Origin of the sequence: Streptomyces silvae (assembly GCF_016745505.1) — a bacterium.
Taxonomy (GTDB): Bacteria; Actinomycetota; Actinomycetes; order Streptomycetales; family Streptomycetaceae; genus Streptomyces; species Streptomyces silvae.
This window is the reverse complement of record NZ_JAERUC010000022.1, coordinates 13,472-34,823: the sequence shown is the minus strand read 5'-3', so window position 1 is coordinate 34,823 and position 21,352 is coordinate 13,472. Positions and strand designations below refer to the sequence as shown.

Sequence of the window (21,352 nt, the reverse complement as noted above, 5' to 3'; positions counted from 1 at the left end):
CGGGCTCCCTTACGGTCGCCCGCATGACATCTCCGCGACCTCGTCCCAAGAAGCCTCCGCGCTGGCTCCTGCGCACCCCGGACCCGGACGCAGCGGCCCGGCTCTTCCTGTTTCCCTACTCGGGGTGCGGCGCCTCGATGTACCAGGCGTGGCCGCGGCGCATCGGGGCGATCGACGTCTGTCCGATCCAGCCGCCGGCCCGGCAGAACCGCATCGCCGAGCCGCACTACGGCACGTACGAGAACATGGCGCGGGACCTCGTCGAGTACCTGCGGCCCTACCTGGACCGGCCCTTCGCGTTCTTCGGGCACTGCGGAGGGGCGCTTCCCGGGGTCGAGGCGGCCCGGCAACTCGCCGCGGCCGGGCTCCCGTTGCCCCAGCGGATCTTCGTCTCGGGACAGGTTGCGCCGCACGACGGGCCGTACAGCCGGCTCTTCGCGCTCGGCCGCGACGGGCTCCGTGCCGAACTGGGCCGCATCATCACCGCGCTCGGTGGTGAGCCGAGCGGCCCGCTCGTCGAGATGGGCCTGACGGTCCTCGCCGACGATCTGGAGGCGAACCGGCGGTACTCCCCCGGCCGGATCGTCGCCCCTTCGGGGATCACGGCGATCGGCTGGTCCGAGGACACCGAGATTCCCACGAAGCTCATGGACGGCTGGCCGGACGTGTCGGTCGACTGCCGGTCCGTCGAGCTGAGCGGCGACCACTTCGCGTTCCTCTCCGCGCCAGAGGCCCTGCTCGCCGAGATCCGTCGGGACCTCGGTCCGGTGGCCGGGAGCCCGTCCGAGTAGGAGTGGGTGGCCGGTCGGGCCGCGGGCGGCGGGTGTCCCACGCCGCCCACACGCTCTTTTCCGCCGGCCACCTCAGCGGCTCTCCAGAGGCCGCAGCGCATGGCGGCAGCCGGTCCGGCGGGCCCGGGGCCGAAGCGGCACCGGGCTCGCCCACCCTGCGTGGCGGTCCGCGTAGTGCCGGCTCAGCGGATGCCCCGACTGCCCGGCGGGCAATTCTGCGGTGACGAGGTCGTCCACCGTGACCACGACCCGGCCGGCCGCGCCGAAGCCCGGCACGGCGGTGCGCACGGTGTGCAGCGTTCCGGCCTGTGCGCGGGGGCGGATGCCCAGCAGCCCGTCCGCCCACGGCGCGAGTGCGGTGAGGGGATGCCGGAAGCCGACCCTGTTCAGCCGGCCCCATTTCTGCGGGCGTGCGGGCAGCGCCGCCCGCACGCAGTCGGCGACGAAGCTGTCCACGTCGCTGGTCCCGGCCGGCAGGAGTGCCGGATCACGGGCGCCGAGGATCGCGAGCACGGGACGGTCGTAGTCCCGGAACGGGAAACGGAACGAGGCTTCGTGCTCGCGGCAGACCGCCACGTACGGGGCGAGGACGCGCCGGGCCAGGATGTCGCGCAGGCGCACGAGGACACCGAAGGCACGCGAGCCGGTCGATGCGGTGCCGTCCCACTCCGCGAGCAGGGCCCGGACCGGATCACCGCGCCGGAGCGCGGAGACCGCCAGGTCCCGGTAGGGCAGGTACAGAGCGGCCGTGACGTCGTGCTGCAGCGCGCGCATGCCCGCCGCGTCGTGCCGCTCGGCCGTGCCGAGGACCTCGCGAATGCGGCGCGCACGATGGCCCGGGTCCAGGTCGAGGCTGATCCGGAACTCGTCCTCGGGCAGGGCGCCGTCGTTCGCCGAGACGAGGACACCATCGGCGGGTTCGACGATCCGGGGGCGCTCCTTACCGGTGAGGTGGCCGTCGGCCGGTTCGCCGCGCGGGCTGCCGGCCGGGCGGCGGGGCAGCAGCCCCGTCGCCACGTGCCTCAGCCGGTTCCGGTCCGTGACGAGCACGTTGAGCGCGACCCCGTGGGCGTCGTCCAGGACCGAGACGGCCTCGTCGACGTCACAGGCGTGGGCGAGCCGCTGGAACCGCAGGTCGGCGGCGCGCGGATCGTGCCCCGCCCAGCGGACGGCGACCTTCTCCCCGCTCAGCGCGTCGGGCGCGACCGGCATCGTGCCGACGGTGGTGACGTCCACGGTGACCGGCCTGCGGCCGCGTATGCGGATCTCCTCCGTCCGCGTCCGCAGGTCCTGTTCCTCGGCCGGCACGAGGTCGAGCACGTCGGCAGTGAGGTTGGTGACGCCCCAGGCGATCCGTCCGTTGGTACCCGCCAAGACCACCGGCAGGCCCGGGCTGGCCAGGCCGCGCAGGCGGGTGCCGGGCCACGCGAGGTCGACCTCGTACAGGACATTGGGCACGCCGAGGGCCAAGTGCAGGTCGTTGGCGAGCAGTGGCCCGTCGTCCCCGGGCGCGATCCAGCAGTTGGAGCCTGGAATGGCGCTGTCCAGGGCGAGGAGGTCGTCGGTGACCTGCTCGGCGCGGTGACGTGCCAGGCCGGGGGGCGGGCCCGCGGCGCTCCCGCCAGGCAGCAGGAACTCGGCGACGGGTGCGGGCAGCGCGCGGCGCACGACCGCCTCCGCCCGCTTGGCGTCCTCGTTCCAGGAAAGCGAATGCGACAGCACGAGCGAGGTGAGAACGCTGTCCTCCACCCGCCACGGCTGTGGCCGGTACGACAGGAAGCTGCACTCGAACGGGGTGTCGTGCGCGTAGGCGGCGTTGACCCCGTCGGCGAACGCTGTCAGCAGCTCCCGCTCGGGCTCGGCGAGCTGCTCGGCCGCGACCCGGGCGGCGGTGTCGAGCCCGAGGCGGCGGTACACGGTGTCCACCGGCAGCGCCGTCCTGCCCCACACCTCCGAGAGCCTGCCGCCCCCGGTCCGGCGTACGAGGTCGAGCTGGAATCCGCGGTCACGGCCCATCGCGTAGCCGAGGGCGCGGATCGCGTCGTGGTAGGTCCGGGCGGTGATCCGTGTGACACCGTCGCCACCGCACTCGACCTGCACCGGCGCGGTCAGCGTGGGCACCTCCGTGTCACCGGGGCAGCGCGGGGCCGAGTCCCTCAGGGCGCGCAGCAACCGCCGCTCAACTGCGACCCGGCCCCAGTTGCGATGCAGGTAACCGGCGATGCCGGCCGCGCCCGCGACGAGCACGGCCGCCGACGCCCAGGGCCACGGGAAGAGCACGGCGGCGAGCAGCACGGAGGCCGGGCCCGCCGCGCCCACCACCCGGACTGTCGGCAGCCGCCACAGGCGGCGCAGGCGCGGACGGTGCGCCGGGCAGGTCACGAGGTCTCCAGCAGGGCGGTGGCGGCGTCCCGCACGGCGGTCGTGATCGCGTGGAGCAGTTCGGCGGCCAGCTCCTTCGGCGTGCTCGCGGGCTTGAAGCGTAGTTCGAGCACCAGGGTGTCGCCGGCGGGCACAAGCCCGAGGACGAAGCCGGACTCGGTGGCCACGACCTGGGCGCCCAGCACCTCGCGGCCGGGTGCGTACGGAGTGAAGACGAGGCCGTCGTCGGGCGCGACGGTGGCGACCTCCTCCTGTCCGACGAGCACCGCCTCGAACACCGGCCCCTCGTCGGGGCACCGGTCCCGCAGGTCGGCGAGCACCTCCTCGAACGGAAGTTCCTGGTTGTCGAAGGCGTCGACACAGACCTCTCGGGCCTGCCTCGCGACCGCGACCGGATCAGTGTCGTCCAGCCGCATCCGCAGGACGACGGTGTTGGTGACGAGCCCGACGACCTCGTCCATGCCCGGCTCGACGCGATTGGCGAGCATGGTGGCGATGCGGACGTCCTCCCGGCCGCTCCACTGTCGCAGCGTCGTGGCGTAGGCGCCGAGCACCAGCATGAAGTCGGTCATGCTGTGGGCGCGGGCCGCGGCGCGCACCGTCCGTACGTCATCGGCGGAGAGCGTCGTCCGGGTGACCGCCGACCGCAGCCGCTGCACGAACGAGGCCTGGGTGTTCAGCTCGGCGAAGCGGCTGCCGGGGCCGTCGGCGAACGCGGGGAACGGGGGGGCGAGCCGGTCGCGCCAGAACTGGCGCTGGCGCGCGCCCTCGTCGGTGGTGAGCCAGTGGGCCCGGTCCCTGGCGAGGGCGCCACTGCCGCGGGGTACCGGCCGGGGCGCGGGTGCGCCGTCGGCGGCGATCTCGCGATAGATCCGGGCGGCTTCGGACAGCAGCACCGAGAGCGACCGGCCGTCGCACACGATGTGGTGCACATTCACGAAGACGACGTGCTGGTCCTCGCCGATCCGGTGGACGACCACGCGCAGGAGCGGAGCCCGGTCGAGAGGGAGCGCCGTTCGGGCGGCGGCGGCCATGCGCTGCTCGCACCGACGGGCCGGATGCCCGTCGGCCGTGTGGTCCTCGATGTCGATCCGGATCATGACCTGGGGTTCGACCACCTGGACCGGGCCGTCGCCAGTGTCCTCGAAGCGGGTGCGCAGCGCCTCGTGACGGGCCGCCAGTTCAGCGAAGGTCCGCTCCAGGAGCGCGATGTCGAGGGGCCCCTCGGCGTGCAGCGCACCCGCCATGGCGAACAGTCCGATGCCGGGGAGCCGGCCGGCCACGTCCCACATCTGGCGCTGGGCGCGGGAGAGCGGGTGGCGGGACGCGGGCCCGGCGGCCGCGGGTGCCGTGGCCGGCACCGTGCCGCCCCCCAGGGCTCTCGCCACGCCCGCGATCGTGGGCTCGGCCATGAAGGCGCGCATCGACAGTGCGCCGTGGCGGGCCCGGAGCCGGCTGACCACCTGCATGGCGGTCAGCGAGTCGCCGCCGGCGTCGAAGAACGGCGTCTCCGCGTCGATGTCCGCGATGCCCAGGACCTCGGCCCAGACCGCGCGGACGTCGGCCTCCACCGCAGCGCGGACGGGCTTCGGTGTGCCCGCCGGGGTGGTGACGGGGGCGGTGACGGGGACACCGGGCACGAGCGGGGCGAGCGCCCGCGCGGGGGCCCCGGCCTCGTCGGCGGCGCCACGGGCCAACAGACGTGCCAGGTCGGCGATGCCCGGCAGCGGCGTCGCGCGGAAGGGCTGCCCGGCGTCCTCGACGAGCGCGGCCAGCGACCTGCGGTGCACCTCGGCCGCGAGGACCATCGTGCTCTCCGGGAGCGCCGCCGCGTCGTACTCCATCAGCAGCCGCAACTCCTGGGTGCGGACGTCGACGGTGTAGGCGGAGCTGTACGTGTAATGCGTGGACTCCAGCTCCTGCGAGTCCAGCAGCTCCAGTCCGCCGGCACCGATCATCCGGCGGGTGTCGTGGTAGTCGGTGAAGTTGAAGCTGGAGTCGAACAACGGCTCCGCGCCGTGCGCGGTCTGGATCGCCGCGTTCGGGTACCAGCGGTGCCGCATAATCTCCCGCTCCTCCTCGTGCAGGCCTGCCGCGAGCTGCGCCCACGACCGCTCGCCCAGCGCGACCCGCAGGGGCAGCTGGTTGAGGAAGAGACCGAGCACGCGGTCGGCGTCGGAGATCTCGGGCCGGCAGCCGAACACCATGCTCGTGGTCACCTCGTCGGAGCCGGTCAGCCAGGACACGACCCGCAGGTGCGCGGCGCTCAGCAGGGTCTTCACCGGCACACCGAGCCGGCCGGCGACGGCCCGCAGGTCGTCGAGGCGGCCCGCGAGATCCACGTGGAACTGTCGCATCACGGGCGTGCCCGACCGCTCCGGTGCGATCAGCCGGGCCTGGCCCGCGGTACGTCCGGCCCAGAACCTCTGGTCCTCCTCATCGGCGAGCGCCCGCTGTTCCAGGGCCACGTAGTCGCCGAAGCCGGCGGGCGGAACCGGCCGCGGTGTCACCGTCCCCGCCGCGTCGAGCAGTTCGAGGTACCGGGCGTGCAGGTCCTCGAAGAAGACGTTCACCGACCAGCCGTCGAGGATGACGTGGTTGTGGGTGAAGATCAGCTGGTAGTCGGTCGCGGACGTGGCGATTCCCACGAGCCGGAACAAGCCCGGCCGGGACAGGTCGAAGTCCTCGGCGGTCTCGCGCGCCACGACCTGCCGGATGCGCTCCTCCTGACCCTCGGCATCGAGCCCGGTCAGGTCCTCGAACACGAACGGCACCTCGACACCGGTGTGCACCCGCTGCACCGGTCCCAGCTCGCCGGCCAGGTCGAAGCTGGTGCGCAGCACCGGATGAGCGTCGGTGACGGCCTGCGCGGCCGCCCGGAAGGCCTCCGGGTCCAGTACGCCGCGCACCCGGTAGCTCAGCATGATGTGGTAGACGCGGGCGTCCGGCGTCATTTCCTGGTGGTACACCATCCCCGACTGCAGAGCGGTCATCGGATAGGCGTCGACGACGTCCGGTGGGAAGACGCCACCGGCCGGCAGGCCAGAGAACGGCTGGCGGACGGTCCGTTCCGCTCCCCCGGTTCCGGCGAGCGGCGCGAGGGCGGCGACCGTCGGCGCAGCGTACACGTCCCTCACCGTCAGGTCCAGGCCCCGGTTCTTGGCGAGGCCCACCACGCGGATCGCCCGCATGGAGTCGCCGCCGACGTCGAAGAAGTCGGTACCGGTGGTGACGGACGGATCCATGAGCACATCGCGGAACACGTCGAGCAGCAGCGCCTCGGACGGATCGGCCGGAGCGGTGTCACCCGGCGCCGACGGCACGCACCCGGGCACCGGGGCGGTGGCTGCGGCCGCGACCACGGCCCGCCGGTCGAGCTTGCCGTTGTGGGTGAGGGGCAGGTTGTCGACCACCACGACGGTTCGCGGGACCATGTAGCGGGGCAGCGTCGAGCGCACCGCGGCCAGCAGCTTCGCCGGTTCGGGCGTGGCACCCGCCTCGGGAACCACGACGGCCACAAGGTGCGCACCGCTGTCGTCCGTGCCGACCGCGACGCCGGCCGCGGCGATTCCGGGCCGTGTGCAGAGTGCCGCCTCGATCTCGGCGAGTTCCACCCGGAAGCCGTTGACCTGTACCTGCTGGTCGCGGCGGCCGAGGTAGGCCAGGGTGGTCCCGTTGCGCCGGGCGAGGTCGCCGGAGCGGTACATCCGGGCGCCCGGGACAGGGGTGAACGGGTCGGGCAGGAACCGCAGGGCCGTCTCCCGGGGTCTTCCGAGGTAGCCGTCGCTGACCTGCGGACCGCCGACGTAGATCTCGCCGACACACCGGTCGGCGACCGGTACTCCGTCGTCGTTCAGCACGTGCAGCGCGGTACCGGGCAGCGGCGTGCCGATGTCGGACTCCACCGTCCGGGTGTCCTCGGGACGCAACCTTCGCCACGACGCGTGCACCGTCGTCTCTGTGATCCCGTACATGTTGACCAGTTCGGCGCGGTGCCCGACCTCCTCGTACCAGCGCTCGACCAGCCGCCGGTCCAGCGCCTCGCCGGCGAACAGCACGTACCGCAGATGCTCGGTGGAGTCGGGCCGCGCGGCGAGCGCGGGCAGCATGACGGTCAGCGCGGACGGGGTCTGGCTGAGCACGGTCACCCGCTCGCGCGCGCACAGCTCGGCGAACTCCTCCGGCTCCCACGTCGTCAGGCGCGGCACCACGACGAGCCTGCCGCCGTGCACGAGGCAGCCGAACATCTCGTACATCGACACGTCGAACGAACAGGCGTGGAAGAGGGTCCACACGTCGTCGGGGCCTAGTCCGTAGCCGTCGGCGGTCGCGTCGAGCAGGCTCAGCACGTTCCGGTGGGTGACCCTTACGCCCTTGGGGCGGCCCGTGGAACCGGAGGTGTAGATCACATAGGCCACGGCATGGGCGGGCACGTGGGCGGGCCGCGTCCGGGCCGCCGGGACCACGAGTTCGGCGGGGGCGGCCCGCTCCCCGGGCACCGTCGCGTCATCGGTGATGGTGAGGCGCGCGCCGGAGTCGGTGAGGATGTCGCTCACGCGCGCCGTCGGCCAGGACTCGTGCAGCACGAGGCCGGCACCCCCCGAAGCCATCACGCCGATGATCGCGACGACGAGATCAAGGCCTCGCGGCAGCGAGACGGCCACCACGTCCCCGGCGCCGATCCCGCGCGCCCGCAGGCCCTCCGCGGTCGCTTCGATCCGCGCCCACAGGTGCGCGTACGTCAGCTCGCCCTCGGGTGCGCTCACCGCGATCGCGTCCGGCCGGGAACGGGCCGTCGCGGCGAGGCGGCCGGTCAGTGATTCGCCGGCGTGCGGTTGCCGGCCGGGCGCGGCGAGCGCGCCGGGGGCGGCGGCACCGAAGGTTCCGGCGGCGAGCGCCGTGCCCGGGGCGTCCGGGTCGGCGCCGGCCGCGGCCAGCACCGCGAGGACGGTGCTCGCGATGGCCTCGACGTCCGCGTCGGCCACGGCCCGGCGATCCGCCTCGACGTACAGGGTGAGGGTCTCGCCCTCGTCGCGGACCAGGAAGTTCAGCCCGTACTTGGCGCCGACCTGTGCCACCTCGACATGCTCGATCGCCAGACCGGGGAAGTCGGGCGCGGGCAGCGCGGTGCCGAGGTCGGTGACGATGACGTTGAATGCGGACCGGGCGGCGGGGACGTCCTCGGGTACGGGCGCGTGCCGGACGCCGCCGAGGACGGCCGTTCGGGTCCGCCGCACCAGGTCGGCGAAGGGGGCGTGGCCGGCATCGAGCCGGACCGGGACCATGTCGATCAGCAGGCCCACGACCCGCTCAAGGCCGGTGCGGTCGCGCCGCGAGACGGGCATGCCGACCACCAGGTCCTCGCGCCCGGTGTAGCGGGACAGCGCGACCGCGACGGCGGTGGTGACCACGGTGAAAACGCCGGAGCGGGTCCGTTCGGCAATCCGCCGCACCGCGGCAGTGGTGCCGGCCGGGACGACCACGCGGTGGGCGTGGCCGCGCCCGGCGGCGGCCCCGTCGAGCAGCGGAGGCAGCGGAAGGCCGCTCAGCTCCGCGTCGTCGAACGTCTCCCGCCAGTACCGGCGGGCGGAGGTGAGATCGGCGTGGGCGACCCGCTCGGCCTCCCAGCGGGCGTAGTCGGCCACGGCGACGTCCCCGGCGGGGGCGGGCGGCCGCTGCCGCGCGATCCGGCTGCCGTAGCAGCGGGCGAGATCGTCGAGGAGCGGGCCGAACGACGTGCCGTCGGCGATCACGTGGTGGAGGACGAAGAAGAAGACGTGGTCCTGCGGCGCGAGCCGGAACAGACGCATGAGCACCGGAGGGGCCGTGTCCATGGGCAGGGGCAGGTCGGCGAGGCGCGCGCACTCGGCCAGGCAGGCGTCCAGGTCCGCCGCGCCGGCCACGGTCAGCGGGGGTTCCACCGACGACAGGACCCGCTGCCTGGGCTCGCCGTCCGTCACCGGGAAGACGGTGCGCAGCGACGGGTGCCGCTCGTGCAGGTCACGCAGCGCCGTGACGAACGCCTCCTGGTCGAGCGGGCCGCGCAGGCGCAGCGCCCCGCACAGGTTGTAGGTGCCGTCCTCGGCGAAGTACGCGGTGGCCCACAACGAGCGCTGGGCGGCCGTCAGCGGACCGGTGTCCGCGCCCGAAGCGGGGGGCCAGGTCAGTGCCTCGCGTCGGCCGACGAGACCGATGAGGTCCTCCCGGTGCTGCTTCATCTGCGCCAGCAGCTCGGCGGACAGTTCCTCGCCCCGGCCGCGGTACCGGAGCCGGTCGTCGACGAGGCTCAGGGTCACGCCGAGGTCGTCCAGGCGACTCAGTACGTCCCGCGCGCTCACAGCTCCCCCTCGAAGACCGGCTCGGCGGAGCGACGGTCGGTGCGCAGGCGGTCCAACTCGGCGGCGACCTCCTCGACCGTGCCCAGCTCGAAGAAGTCCTCGAGCGCCAGCTCGACACCGGTCACCTCGGTGAGCCGGTAGAGCACCTGCACCGCCAGCATCGAGTGCCCGCCCAGTTCGAAGAAGTCCTGGTCGACGGCGACCGTCTCCCTCTCGAGCAACTCTCGCCAGACCGCGGCGACCTGATCCTGTGTCGACACCTTCATCACCTTTCGCCGAAAGTCAGTACCGCGTCGGGGTGGGCCGCGCCGGCGCGCAGCACGTCGGCCATCGCCCGCGCCCAGGCCGCGACGGTCGCGGAGTCGACCGTCTCCGGCCAGAACAGGAGTTCCAGCCGCAGCCGGTCGTTCTCGCCGGAGACGTCGATCATCAAGTCGAGGTCCATCACGGGGTCGGCCAGCTCGCGCGGCTCGACCCGCAGGTCCCCGATCCGCATCCCGGTGCGCCACGCGCTCTGGTGCGTGACCTTCACCTGGAACAGCGGGAACCGGCCCGGGCGGCGCGGCGGGTTCACCGCCGCGACCATCGTGTGAAAGGGGAGCCGGTCGTGCTCCTGCGCGCCGAGCACCTGCCGCCGGGCCAGGTCCAGCAGGTCGCCGAAGGACGGTGCCGCGCCGGGCGCGAGCCGTACCGGGAGCTGATTGACAAACGTGCCGACAAGCTCTTCGCTGCCCGGCCACGAGCGGTTCACCGAGTCGATGCCCAGCACCAGGTCGGTGGTCGAGGTCGCCTCGCGCAACACGACGTACGAGGCGGCGAGCACGGCCATGAACGGCGTGGCGCCGTGGGCCCGGGCCGTCTCGGCGAGCGCCTTGGTGTCGTCCGCCGAGAGGAGGGTGACCGTGTGGTCGGTCTCGAAGGTCGGTTTGGCCGGCCGGGGCCGGTCGAGCGGCAGGTCGAGAGCTCCGGGGGCACCCGCCAGCTCCCCGGTCCAGTAGCGCGTGCACTCCTCGGCGTCGGGGCTCTCCAGCCAGGCGCGTTCGGCGGCGACGTAGTGCGAGAACGCGGTGCGGGGCGGGAACACCCTGGTGTCGCCCGCCAGGGCCCGCTCGTAGTACTCGGCGATGTCCCGCTTGAGTACCTCCAGGGACCAGCCGTCGGCGATCAAGTGGTGCAGGGCGATCGCGAGGACGTGGTGGTCGTCGGCGATCCGCTCCAGCCGGGCCTGCGCCAGCGGTGGTTCGGGGGTGCGGGCGGAGATCTGGAACCCGTCCGCGGTGCCCGGCTCCAGGAGGAACGTGGCAGCGGGCCGCAGGACGGCTTTCGGGACGCCGCGCTCCTGGGTGAAGGCGGTGCGCAGCGGCTCGTGCCGGGCGACGACGGCTGCCAGCGCGTGCTGAAGCGCTTGCTCGTCGAGCGGGCCGTACAGGTCGAGGGAGAGGATCAGGAGATTGGGCGCCTTGCGGCGGTGCAACTGCTCGAAGAACCACAGCCGTTCCTGTCCGGAGGACACGGCGCCCACGGCGCGCGCTTCCTCGCCACGGGTCACCGGTTCCGCGGCCTCCACGGCGGCGAGGAGACCTCGTGGGGTCGGCCGGGACAGGAACGCCCGCAGCGATGTGCCCTCCGCGCCGAACCGGGCGCGGGCACCCGCGACCAGGGTCATCGCGAGGAGCGAGTCCCCGCCCGCGGTGAAGAAGTCCTCGTCCGGACCTGTCACGGCCACGCCGAGTGTTTCGGCGACCAGTTCGCGGACCGCGTCGAGGTCGAGCTCCTGGGCGGTGGCCGCGCCGGTGTCCGCGGCGGGATCGTCGGCGCACAGGACCGCAAGTGCCCGGTGGTCGGTCTTCCCCGAGGTGTTCACGGGCAGTCGCTCCAGCACGGTCACCTCGTGCGGGACAAGGTAGTGCGGGGCGGACGCGCGCACGGTAGCGGCCACGTCGGTCGGAGCGTCCATCGTCACGAAGGCGCGCAGCCGCCCTCCGGTGAACACACAGGCGGCCGACCGGACGCCGGGCACCCGCAGCAGCTCGGCCTCGGCATCGCCCAGCTCGACTCGGTGGCCGCGGATTTTGACCTGCCGGTCGCGGCGGCCGTGGAAGTCGATGGTGCCGTCGACGGCACGGCTCACGCGGTCGGCGGTGCGATACAGCCGTGCGCCCGGCGCCCCGGACAGGCCGTCGGGGACGAAGGTCAGCGCGGTGCGTACCGGGTCGCCGATGTAGCCGCGCCCGACCCCGTGGCCACCGACCAGGAGTTCACCCTCGGTGCCGTCCGGCACCTCGTGGCCCTCCGCGTCGACCACGAACAGCCGGGTGTTGAGCACTTCCCGGCCGATCGACGGCCAGGACCGGGCAGCGCTCTCGGCGGCGGTCACCACGTGGTGGGTGACGTCGTCCGAGCACTCGGTGGGGCCGTAGGCGTTGACGATCGGAATGTCCGGGCAGTGCTCGTACCAGCGTTGGGCGACCGCGCCCGGGAGTGCCTCCCCGGTGGCGACGAGGTACCGCAGCGAGGACAGCCCGGCACGCAGATCGTCGTCGAGCTGTGCGGTGAGCACGGCGAGGAAGGACGGCACGATCTCCAGTACGGTCACTCCGTGCCGGCGGACCCACGCCACGAGCTCGGCCGGCTCGGAGATGTCGCGGGGCGCGGCCACCGCGGTCCGTGCGCCGACGGTGAGCGCGACGAGGGTCTGCCACACGGAGATGTCGAAGGACAGCGGCGCGGTGAGTCCGACGACGTCGGCCGGGCCGAGCCCCAGGTCCGCGATCTTGGCCGCCAGGTGGTTGTCCATGCCGCCGTCCGCGACCATCGCGCCCTTGGGCGTACCGGTGGACCCGGACGTGAAGATCACGTACGCGAGGCCGTCGCGCGGCCGCACCGTCTCCCGGGCCGTACGGGGGTCCGGCCCGCCGGGCTCCGTGGCGGCGAGGAGGACACTCGGCCGGGGGTCGAGCCCGGCCACGACCTCGGCGGCGAACGCTTCGTGCCCCGGCTCGACGAGGAGCGCCCGTACCGTGGCGTCGGCGCACATCCGGCGGGCGCGCCGCACCGGCACGCTCGGCTCCACGGGGACGAAGGCCGCGCCGGCGAGCAGGACGCCGAGCATCATCGCGACGTATCCGGGGCCGCGGTCGGCGACCAGCGCCACCACGGTCTCCCGCCCGGCGCCGGCTGCCCGCAGCGCCTCGGCGTGCCGCCGGGCCAGGGCGTCCAGTTCCGCGTACGTGTGGGTGACGCCATCGGCGACCACGGCGGGGGCCCCGGGCCGCTCGTGCCGCGACGAGGCGAACCGGGTGAGCACGGGGCTCGCGATCGGATCGGTCATGATCAGGTCCTCTCCACCAAGTCGCGTACGGGAAGCAGCTCGGCCAGGGACGCCGCGTCGGCACCGGCCAGCGCGCGCACCGTGGCACGCAGCCGGCGGGCCAGGTCCTCGATGCCTGCCGCGTCGAACCGGTCGGTCCGGTAGCGGTAGGTCACCCGGTAGCCGCCGTCCCGCTCCTCGATGTCGATCAGCAGCGGGTACGGGGCCGCGGCGATGTCCAGATCGGTCGCCGTCACGTCCAGACCGGTCAGTTCGAGGGGCCGGGAAGGCGGCTGCATCACGAGCATCACGTCGAACGGCGATCCGTCGCCGCCGGCGGCCGGTGCGAGGAGCGGCGCCAGGTCCTGGAAGGGCACGTGCGCCGATCGGTAGGCCCGCAGGGCGCCCGCTCGGACCGCGGCCAGCGCCCGGTCCGGTGAGTCGGCCGGGGCCAGGTCGACGGCCAGCACCGAGACGTTCAGCAGCGGGCCGACGATCCGGCGCCACTCGGGCCGGTCGCGCTGGGCGATCAGGGTGCCGAGCACGATCTGCTCACGCTCGTCCGTCCCGCTGTGGGTGAGGGCGGCCAGCGCGGTCGCGAACACCATGTACGGGGTGGTGTGGGTACGGACGGCGAGGTCGCGCACCGACGCGCCGAGGTCCGCGTCGAAGGCGTCGCGGTGTCCGGCGGACGCCGCTTCGTCGGGCCCTGCCGGCACGGCCCGGTCAGGCAGTGCGGACCGCCTGGCCGGACGGGCGGCCACGTCCCGCCACAGGGCCGCGGTCTCGCCGCGGTCGCGCCCGTCCCGCCAGGCTCGCTCGTCGAGGCAGTAGTCCGCGAACCCGTAGTCGGCCGCCGCAGGCCGCCGCCCGTCGTAGCGGTCGGCCAGCTCGCGCAGGAACACCTCGACGGACCAGCCGTCGCACACGATGTGGTCGACGTTGACGAACAGGGCCCAGTCCCGTTCCCCGAGCCGTGCGAGCAGCGCACGGAACGGCAGCTCCCTGCGCAGGTCGGCCACGACCGCGGCCTCGTCCTCGACGAGTCGGTCGAAGACCTCGTCACCCAGCTCGGCCACCGGCCCCCGCAGGTCCATGCGGCCGAGCTCGAACTCCTCGAGCGGGCGGGCGGTCCAGGTAAGTTCGCCGTCGGCGGTGGCGAACCCGGCCCGCAGCACCGGGTGCGCGGCCAGGGTCGCGCGCAGCGCCGCCTCCAATGCGTCCGCGTCCAGGTCCCCGCGCATCCGCAGCACGCCCGGCATGTTGTACGTCGGTGCGTCGGGATCGATCTCGCGCAGGAACCAGAAGCGCTGCTGTGCGGCGCTGGCGGGGACCGGTTGCGACGGATCCGCGGGAACCCGGTCCCGCACCCGGTCGGCGGTGGCCGGGTCGGCCGCGCGCACGGCTGCGACGAAGTCCCGCAGCCGCGGGTGGGCGAAGACGACATCGACCACCAGCCGCACGTCGAGCAGGGCGTTGACCCGGTCGATCATGGCGAGCGCGAGCAGTGAATGGCCGCCGAGCTGGAAGAAGCTGTCGTCCCAGCCCATGGCGTCGAGTTCCAGCAGGTCCGCCCACAGGTTCCGGACGGCCGCGGCGAGCGGGTCGTCCGGGCCGGCCGTGGTCGGCGTGGCCGCAGGCGCGGTAAACGACAGCGACCGGTAGTCCACCTTCCCGTTCTTGGACCGGGGCAGTCGGCCGAACTCGGCGATGATCGTGGGGATCATGTGCCGGGGCAGCAGGTCGGCGAGGAGGGCACGGAAGTGTTCGTCCTCGTCCGGGCCGAGCACCGTCGCGGGGCCCTGCGGCCCGCCGGGACGGGACACGTACCCGACGAGCGAGGCGCCCGCGGGCCCATGGTGGACCTTCACCGCGGCCTCGACGACGCCGGGGCACCGGCGCAGCGCGGTCTCGACCTCGCCGACCTCGATCCGCTGGCCGCGGATCTTGATCTGGGTGTCGGCGCGGCCGAGGAACTCCAGATCACCGTCGGCGTTGACGCGGCCGAGGTCGCCGGTGCGGTAGAGGCGACCGCCGGGCGCGGGCGCGTACGGGTCCGGCACGAACATCTCGGCGGTCCGCCTCGGGTTCCCGCGGTAGCCGCGGCCGACCGCGCCGCCGCCGATGTGCAGCAGGCCGACCACACCGGGCGGCACCGGCTGCAGGTGCTCGTCGAGGACGTGCACGGTGGTGTTGGCGAGCGGACGGCCGACCGCGGTGGTCATCGGCGCGCCGGGACCGGCCGCGCACAATCCGGCGGTGACGTCGTCGGTGCACTCGGCGGGACCGTAGGCGTTGGACACCGGGATGCCGGGCAACTCCCGTGTCCAGCGGCGCAGCACGTCGTGGGTGAGGCTCTCGCCCGTGGACAGCATCACCCGCAGGGCGCCGGGCGTCGCGGCGAAGCCCGCGTCGAGCAGCGCCATCATGTTGGACGGCACCAGCTCCAGCATGGTCACACCGCCGTCGACGACGGCCTTCAGCAGGCTCGCGGGGGACTGCGAGTCCGGTTCGGGCACGATCCGTACGCGACCGCCGATCATCAGCGGAGTGAGCAACTGCCATACGGAGATGTCGAAGGAGACCGGAGCGGTCTGCGCCACACAGTCGTGCTCGGTGAGCCCGAACTGCTCGGCCATCTGCCACATGTGGTTGGTGACGCCGTAGTTGGTGGAGACGGCGGCCTTGGGCACACCCGTGGACCCGGAGGTGTGGATGATCGTCGAGGTGGCGTGGTCGTGGCAGAGGCGCGGCGGCCGGACGCCGGTGGCGCCCGACACCAGATCGGTGAGATCGAACACCTCCCGGTCGCCGAACAGATGGCGGCCCGAGGGTCCGGCGACGATGACGGCGGGGCCGACGGAGTCGACCATCGCCTCGGCACGCCGGGGCGCTTCGCGCGGGCTGATCGGCACGTAGGCGCCGTCGGCCTTGTGCAGGGCGACCAGGGCAACCAGGTAGTCGGCGGATCGGTCGGCGCACATCACGACGGTACGGTCGGTGGCCACGCCGGCGGCCCGCAGCCGCTCGGCCGCGCGGTTCGCACGGGCGTCCAGCTCGGCGTAGGTCAGCCGGACCCGTCCGTCGTCGACGGCGATGCTGTGGGGAGCGCGGTCGACCCAGGACTCGAAGGAGTCGAGGTAGTTCCCCGGGCGCGGCACGTCGGGGCCGGTCCCCCGGGCGATCAGCGCGGCGGCCTCGTCCTCGGCGAGCAGGGGCGGCGGGCCCGGTGTCCCCGCGCCGACGCCGGCGAGCAGCACCGGCAGGGTTCTGGCCACCAGCTCGGCCTGGTGCCGGGAGACCGATGCGGGGTCGTACTGCAACTGGAAGTCCAGCACGTCGTCGCGGACGGCCACGTTCAACCCGAGGTCGGACTGCGTGGTGTGGTCGGGGACCGCGTGGCCGTGCAGGACGACGGCGCCCGCCGCCAGCTCCGCGTGCTCGTCTCCCGTCACAATGCCGGCCGCGCCGGGCAGCGAAGCCGTGTAGCAGGTGAACATGGCCTGGAAGACCGTGGCCGTGGCGGTGTCCCGGTCGGGGTTGACCAGCCGCACGATGTCGGACAGCGGCATGTCCGCGTGATCCAGCACGTCGAGGACGTGGCGGTGAGTCGCTGCGGCGAACTCGGCGAACGGCGTCTCCGGACGGTGGGTGGAGCGCACGGGGACCACATTGACCAGGTGGCCGACCCAGCCGGCCAGCGACCGGTCCGTGCGGCCGGCGGTGGGCACTCCGACGATGAGGTCGGGCTGGCCCGACAGCCGGTGCAGCAGGTCCTGGTACGCGGCGAGCAGCAGGTTGTGCAGCGTCAGTCCGTGCTCGCGGGCGTACTGGGTCAGCCGGGTACCGGGTACCTGGAAAGCCAGGGACTCACGGGGCGCTCCGGCCTCGGGACGGCCGAGGTCGGGCAGGGTGAGGGTGGGCAGTTCGCCGTCGAGCTCGGACCGCCAGAAGTCACCGTGCTCGACGGGCGCGACGGGGGCCGGCAGCGGGTGGGGGTCGGCGTGCTCGCCGCGCAGCGCGGCCGCCAGGTCGGCGGCGACGATCGCGAAGGACGACACGTCGCACACGATGTGGTGCAGGGACAGCGCGAACAGCCAGTCGTCCGCCCGCCGCAGCAGCGCTCCGCGCAGCGGGGTGCCGGCGCCGAGGTCGAACGGACGGGTCGCGATGTCGCGGTACCAGGCTGCGGTCCGCTCGTCGGTCCAGCCCCGCCCGTCCGTGACCTCGACCTCCGGAGCGCTGGTGTCGCGCACGTCCGCGTGCGGGGTGCCGTCATGCGTGGTGATGGCCAGACGCAGGCTCGGATGGCGGGTGGCCACGGCGCGCAGTGCCGCGCGGAAGGCCCCGGCGTCGACGGTCCCGGTGACCCGGAAGGCGCGCGTGACGTTGTAGTCGCCGCTGTCCGGCACCGCCCGGTGCAGGAACCACACGGCGCGCTGGGACGGGGTGAGCACATAGCTGTCGCCACCGTCGGGCGCGACGGCGGGGGCCGCCGGCGAGGTCGCGGCGACCGAGGCCGCGGCGGAGAGCCCGGCGATGGACTCCGCGCGCAGCGCGACGGTGGGCGACAGGACGACGCCGAGCGCCTCTTCCAGGTCGTGCCGCAGACGGACCGCGGTCAGCGAGTCGGCGCCGAGGTCGGCGAGGGCGGCGTCGGCCGACGGGGGCTGCGCGAGACCGAGCAGGGATCCGATGTGCAGGCGCAGCGCATCGGTCAGGGAGTGGCCCGTCAGCAGGTTCGTGAGCGAGGAGGCGCGTCCGTCCAGCGTGTCGTCGTGCAGGACCGGCAGTACGGCGTCGAGGTGGCGCCGGCGGGCCGCGTAGCGCTGGACCTTGCCGCTGGAGGTCTTGGTGATGGTGCCGGGTGGCACGATCAGGACTGTGCGGGCGGTGACGCCGTGGACGCGCGACAGGGTGGCGCGGATCCGGGTGGCGATCTCCGCGTACCGCGCGGCCGGGGTGCGGGCGCCGACCTCCTGGCAGACCATGACCGCTTCGTCGCCGTCGTGGTCGACGCCGAAGACGGCGCAGCGCCCGGGCCGGACCTCGGGGTGGCAGGTGCCCGCGTCGGCCTCCAGGTCCTCGGGGTAGATGTTTCGGCCGCGCTGGACGATGAGGTCCTTGGCGCGGCCCACCACGAACAGTTCGTCGTTGTCGCGGAAGCCGAGGTCACCGGTGCGCAGATGAGTCCCGAAGCTCTTCCCGCCCCAGTAGCCGTCGCCGTTGCTGTCGCTCGCGACGGCGATCTCGCCGACCTGGCCGGCGTCGAGCGTGGTGTCGCCGTCCTGGGCGAGGATCCGCACGTCGGCGTGGTCGGGCAGCCGGTAGGCGGTCAGCTCCCGGCCGTCCGCGAAGGTCCGGGAGACGGCCGGGGCCACGGTCGTGACCAGCAGCGTCGATTCGGCCAGGCCGTAGCAGGGCAGATGCGCCGAGGAGCGGAACCCGGTGTCGCGGAACGCTTCGGTGAAGGCGCGCAGGGTCCGGGGGTAGACCTGGGCGGCACCGTTGAACGCGACGCGCCAGCGGGACAGGTCGAGCCCGGCCTTCTCCTCCTCGGTGACCTTGCGCACGCAAAGGTCGTAGGCGAAGTTCGGGCCGCCGCTGATGTCGGCTCCCTCGGCGCTGATGGTCTCCAGCCAGCTCGCGGGGCGTCGGATGAACGACAACGGATCGAGGATGACGCCCTTGGCACCGGTGTGGAGGGGCTGCAGCATCGCGCCAATGAGACCCATGTCATGGTGCAGGGGCAGCCAGCTGACAATCGTGGAGTACGGCGTGACGCCGAACGACCGCTGGATGGCCGCCTCGTTGTGCATCAGTGCGCCGTGGGTCACGACCACACCGCGGGGGGTACTGGTGGAGCCGGACGTGTACTGGAGAAAGGCGACGTCGTCGGCGGCCGCCGTCGGCAGGTCCGCGCCGACGTCGGCGGTGTCGGGCTCGATCAGATCGGCGAGCAGCCACTCCTGAGCCTCGGCGAAAGCGCGCAGTTCCGCGTCCTCCCCGGCCAGAGCAAGATCCCGGACGAACGACAGCGAGACGACGAGCGAGACGTCGCAGTCCCTGGCCACGTTCAGCACCCGGCGCCGGGTGCCGTCGTCGACCGGCAGCGGCACGGGCACGGCGATCACCCCCGCGGCCAGACAGCCGAGGAAGGCAGGGGCGAACTCAGGTGCGGTGGGGAACAGCAGCAGCACGCGCGAGCCGGGCCGTACCCGCTCGGTAAGGGCGCGGGCCACCGCGAGCGAGCGGCCCCACAGCTGTCCGTAGGTCAGATCGACGCGCGGGCCGCCGCCGAGCGACGCGATGGACAGCGCCGGCTTGCCGGTCGACTCCTGCGCGTGTGCGGCGAGCCGTGCGACCAGCCCGCCCGGGACGAACCCCTTCATTGCATTTCCTTCCACGCGAACCGGATGGTCGCCTCACTCGCGCCGAACATGAGACGTGGGTCGAGCAGGCGGGTGCCCGCCGGGTCGACCGTGAAGTCAAGGGTGGAATCGAGCAGTGCACGCAAGGCGATGCGGATCTCCAGGCGCGCCAGCGGTGCGCCCAGGCAGTAGTGGATGCCGTGCCCGAAGGCGATGTGCGGACTGGTCGTGCGCTCGATGTCGAAAATATGGGGGTCGCTGAAGACCCGCGGGTCCCGGTTGGCGGCCGCGATCCAGACCGACACCGATTCGCCGGCCGGGATCACGTGTCCGCCGATCACGGTGTCCCGGACGGTCCTGCGTTCCACTCGGGTGGTCTCCGAGCGGTAGCGCATGACCTCTCCGATGGCCGAGTCGAGCAGGTCCGGCCGGGCCCTCAGCGTGGCGACGGCCTCGGGGTGGCGGCCGAGGACGATCATCGCGTTCACGAGGGTGATGGTCGCGGCCTGGCCGGTGGACATCAGCAGTGCGATCAGCCCGGCGGTCTCGTCGTCGCCGAGACATTCGCCGTCGATCTCCGCCGCGATGAGCTTGCTGGTCAGGTCGTCGGTGGGCGCGGCACGCCGCTTGGCGACGAACTGGTGCAGATACGCCTCGGCGACCTGGGTGAGGGAGAGCACCTTCTGCAGCCCGTTTCCCTCGGCACTCGGGTCGGCGAGCGCTAGCAGACTCCTCGACCACTCCTGGAAGAGCCGCTGTCCCTTCTCGGGTACGCCGAGCATGCGGGCGATGACCGTGGCCACGACCGGTGAGGCGAAGTCCCGTACGAAGGCCACCTCGTCGCGGCCGCGCAGGCCTGCCAGGAAGGTCTCTACGGTCTCGCGGATCATCGGTTCGAGCTCGGCGGCCCACCGGGGCGTGAACGCCTGGCTCACCAGGCCCCGCAGGTTGCGGTGCCGGGGCGGGTCCATCCAGGTCAGGTTGCCGGTGCGGTAGAGGCGCATCGGCGAGTCCTCGGGCACCGACCGCACCACGGCGTTGGAGAACGAGCCGTGGTCGGCGAGCACCTCCTTGACCTCGGGGTAGCCGAAGACGTGCCATCCGCCGGCTCCCGGGGCCCGGGTGACCGGGTCGCGGACACGCAGCCAGTCGGTCAGTGCGGCCTCGTCGGCGGGTGGCGGCGTCCACGTGCTCGTCGTCACGCTCATGCTCCCTCGGTTGCTGCCGGTGTGAGATGGTCGGCGACCCACTGATCCGCGTAGACCGTGTCGGCGTACGGGTTGCCGCTGTCGGCGCACAGGAATGCCACCACCGGCTCCGGGCCTTCGTGTCCGTCGAAGTAGCGCGTGATCGCGGCGTAGACGCAGCCGGTGGAGCCGCCCGCGTAGATCCCGTGATCGCGCAGCAGGTTCCGGCAGCCCGTCACTTCGTCCCGCTCGGACAGCACGACCACCTGCTCGATCCACGCGCCGTCGATCAGCGGGGGCCGGATGCTGGAGCCGATGCCCGGGATGCGCCGACGGGCCGCCGGGGCGCCGAAGATGGCCGAGCCCTCGACGTCGACGGCGACCACGGTGGCGTCCGGGTACTCCTCGCCGAGCCGGCGCGAAAGCCCGCTGATGGTCGCGCCGGTGCCGACACCCACGAAGAGGTAGTCGATCCGGCCGACGTCCTCGAGCAACTCCCGCGCCGTCAGCTCGTAGTGACCGTGCGCGCCGTCCACGTTGGCGTACTGGTTCGGCCAGTACACGTCCGTGAGTTCCGCGCGCAGCCGGCTGACCCGTGCGAGCCGGCTCAGCAGATAGCCGCCGGTGCCGTCGGGCTCGGTGACCTTCTCCACCCGCGCGCACAGCCTCCGCAGCGTCCGCTCGGTGGCCGCGTTCACGTTCGGGTCCAGCACCGGTACGAACGGCACGCCCAGTTCGTTCAGGAACGAGGCCAGGGCGAGGGCGAAGTTACCGGACGACGACTCGACCACGGTCGTGGTGCGGGTGATATCACCGCGCCGCACCGCTTCGCGCAGGATCCAGATCGCGGCCCGGTCCTTCGCACTGCCCGTCCGGTTCTCCAGCTCCATCTTGGCGTAGAGCTGGAGACCCGGGTGCGGCAGCCGCACGACCGGGGTCCTGGGCAGATCGTCCAGGAGCGTTTCCACCCGGG

The 21,352-nt window shown here is 73.1% G+C and carries 8 protein-coding genes; 1 reads left to right on the top strand and 7 read right to left on the bottom strand.

Translation table 11 applies throughout. The features are described 5' to 3' along the window. Positions 1 to 23: 23 nt before the first annotated feature. Positions 24 to 791 carry a thioesterase II family protein gene (locus JKV81_RS03555; RefSeq protein ID WP_129265559.1) on the top strand — a complete coding sequence of 256 codons (768 nt, stop codon included), beginning with the start codon at positions 24 to 26 and terminating at the stop codon, positions 789 to 791. Between the two features lie 72 nt (positions 792 to 863). Here JKV81_RS03555 and JKV81_RS03550 read toward each other — a convergent pair whose 3' ends face one another. Genes JKV81_RS03550 through sbnA form a run of 7 tightly spaced genes read right to left on the bottom strand, consistent with a single transcriptional unit; the run spans position 864 to position 21,347 of the window. After that, the gene (locus JKV81_RS03550; protein WP_202074889.1) at positions 864 to 3,173 is read right to left on the bottom strand and encodes a penicillin acylase family protein; all 2,310 of its coding nucleotides are present in this window, start codon (positions 3,171 to 3,173) and stop codon (positions 864 to 866) included. After that, the gene (locus tag JKV81_RS03545) at positions 3,170 to 9,511 is read right to left on the bottom strand and encodes a non-ribosomal peptide synthetase (RefSeq protein WP_202074888.1); all 6,342 of its coding nucleotides are present in this window, start codon (positions 9,509 to 9,511) and stop codon (positions 3,170 to 3,172) included. Before JKV81_RS03545 ends, JKV81_RS03550 begins: the two co-directional genes overlap by 4 nt. Next, positions 9,508 to 9,771 carry a phosphopantetheine-binding protein gene (locus JKV81_RS03540; RefSeq protein WP_164992720.1) on the bottom strand — a complete coding sequence of 88 codons (264 nt, stop codon included), beginning with the start codon at positions 9,769 to 9,771 and terminating at the stop codon, positions 9,508 to 9,510. Before JKV81_RS03540 ends, JKV81_RS03545 begins: the two co-directional genes overlap by 4 nt. Before the next feature lie 5 nt (positions 9,772 to 9,776). Then, entirely contained in the window at positions 9,777 to 12,842 is a 3,066-nt protein-coding gene (locus JKV81_RS03535) for a non-ribosomal peptide synthetase (RefSeq protein ID WP_129265555.1), read from the bottom strand. A gap of 2 nt (positions 12,843 to 12,844) precedes the next feature. Further along, positions 12,845 to 19,213, bottom strand: a complete 6,369-nt coding sequence (locus tag JKV81_RS03530) for a non-ribosomal peptide synthetase (RefSeq protein WP_202074887.1) — start codon at positions 19,211 to 19,213, stop codon at positions 12,845 to 12,847. Beyond that, entirely contained in the window at positions 19,210 to 20,394 is a 1,185-nt protein-coding gene (locus tag JKV81_RS03525; RefSeq protein ID WP_164992719.1) for a cytochrome P450, read from the bottom strand. Before JKV81_RS03525 ends, JKV81_RS03530 begins: the two co-directional genes overlap by 4 nt. Positions 20,395 to 20,396: 2 nt before the next feature. Next, entirely contained in the window at positions 20,397 to 21,347 is a 951-nt protein-coding gene (sbnA, locus tag JKV81_RS03520; RefSeq protein ID WP_241748524.1) for a 2,3-diaminopropionate biosynthesis protein SbnA, read from the bottom strand. Positions 21,348 to 21,352: the final 5 nt, after the last annotated feature.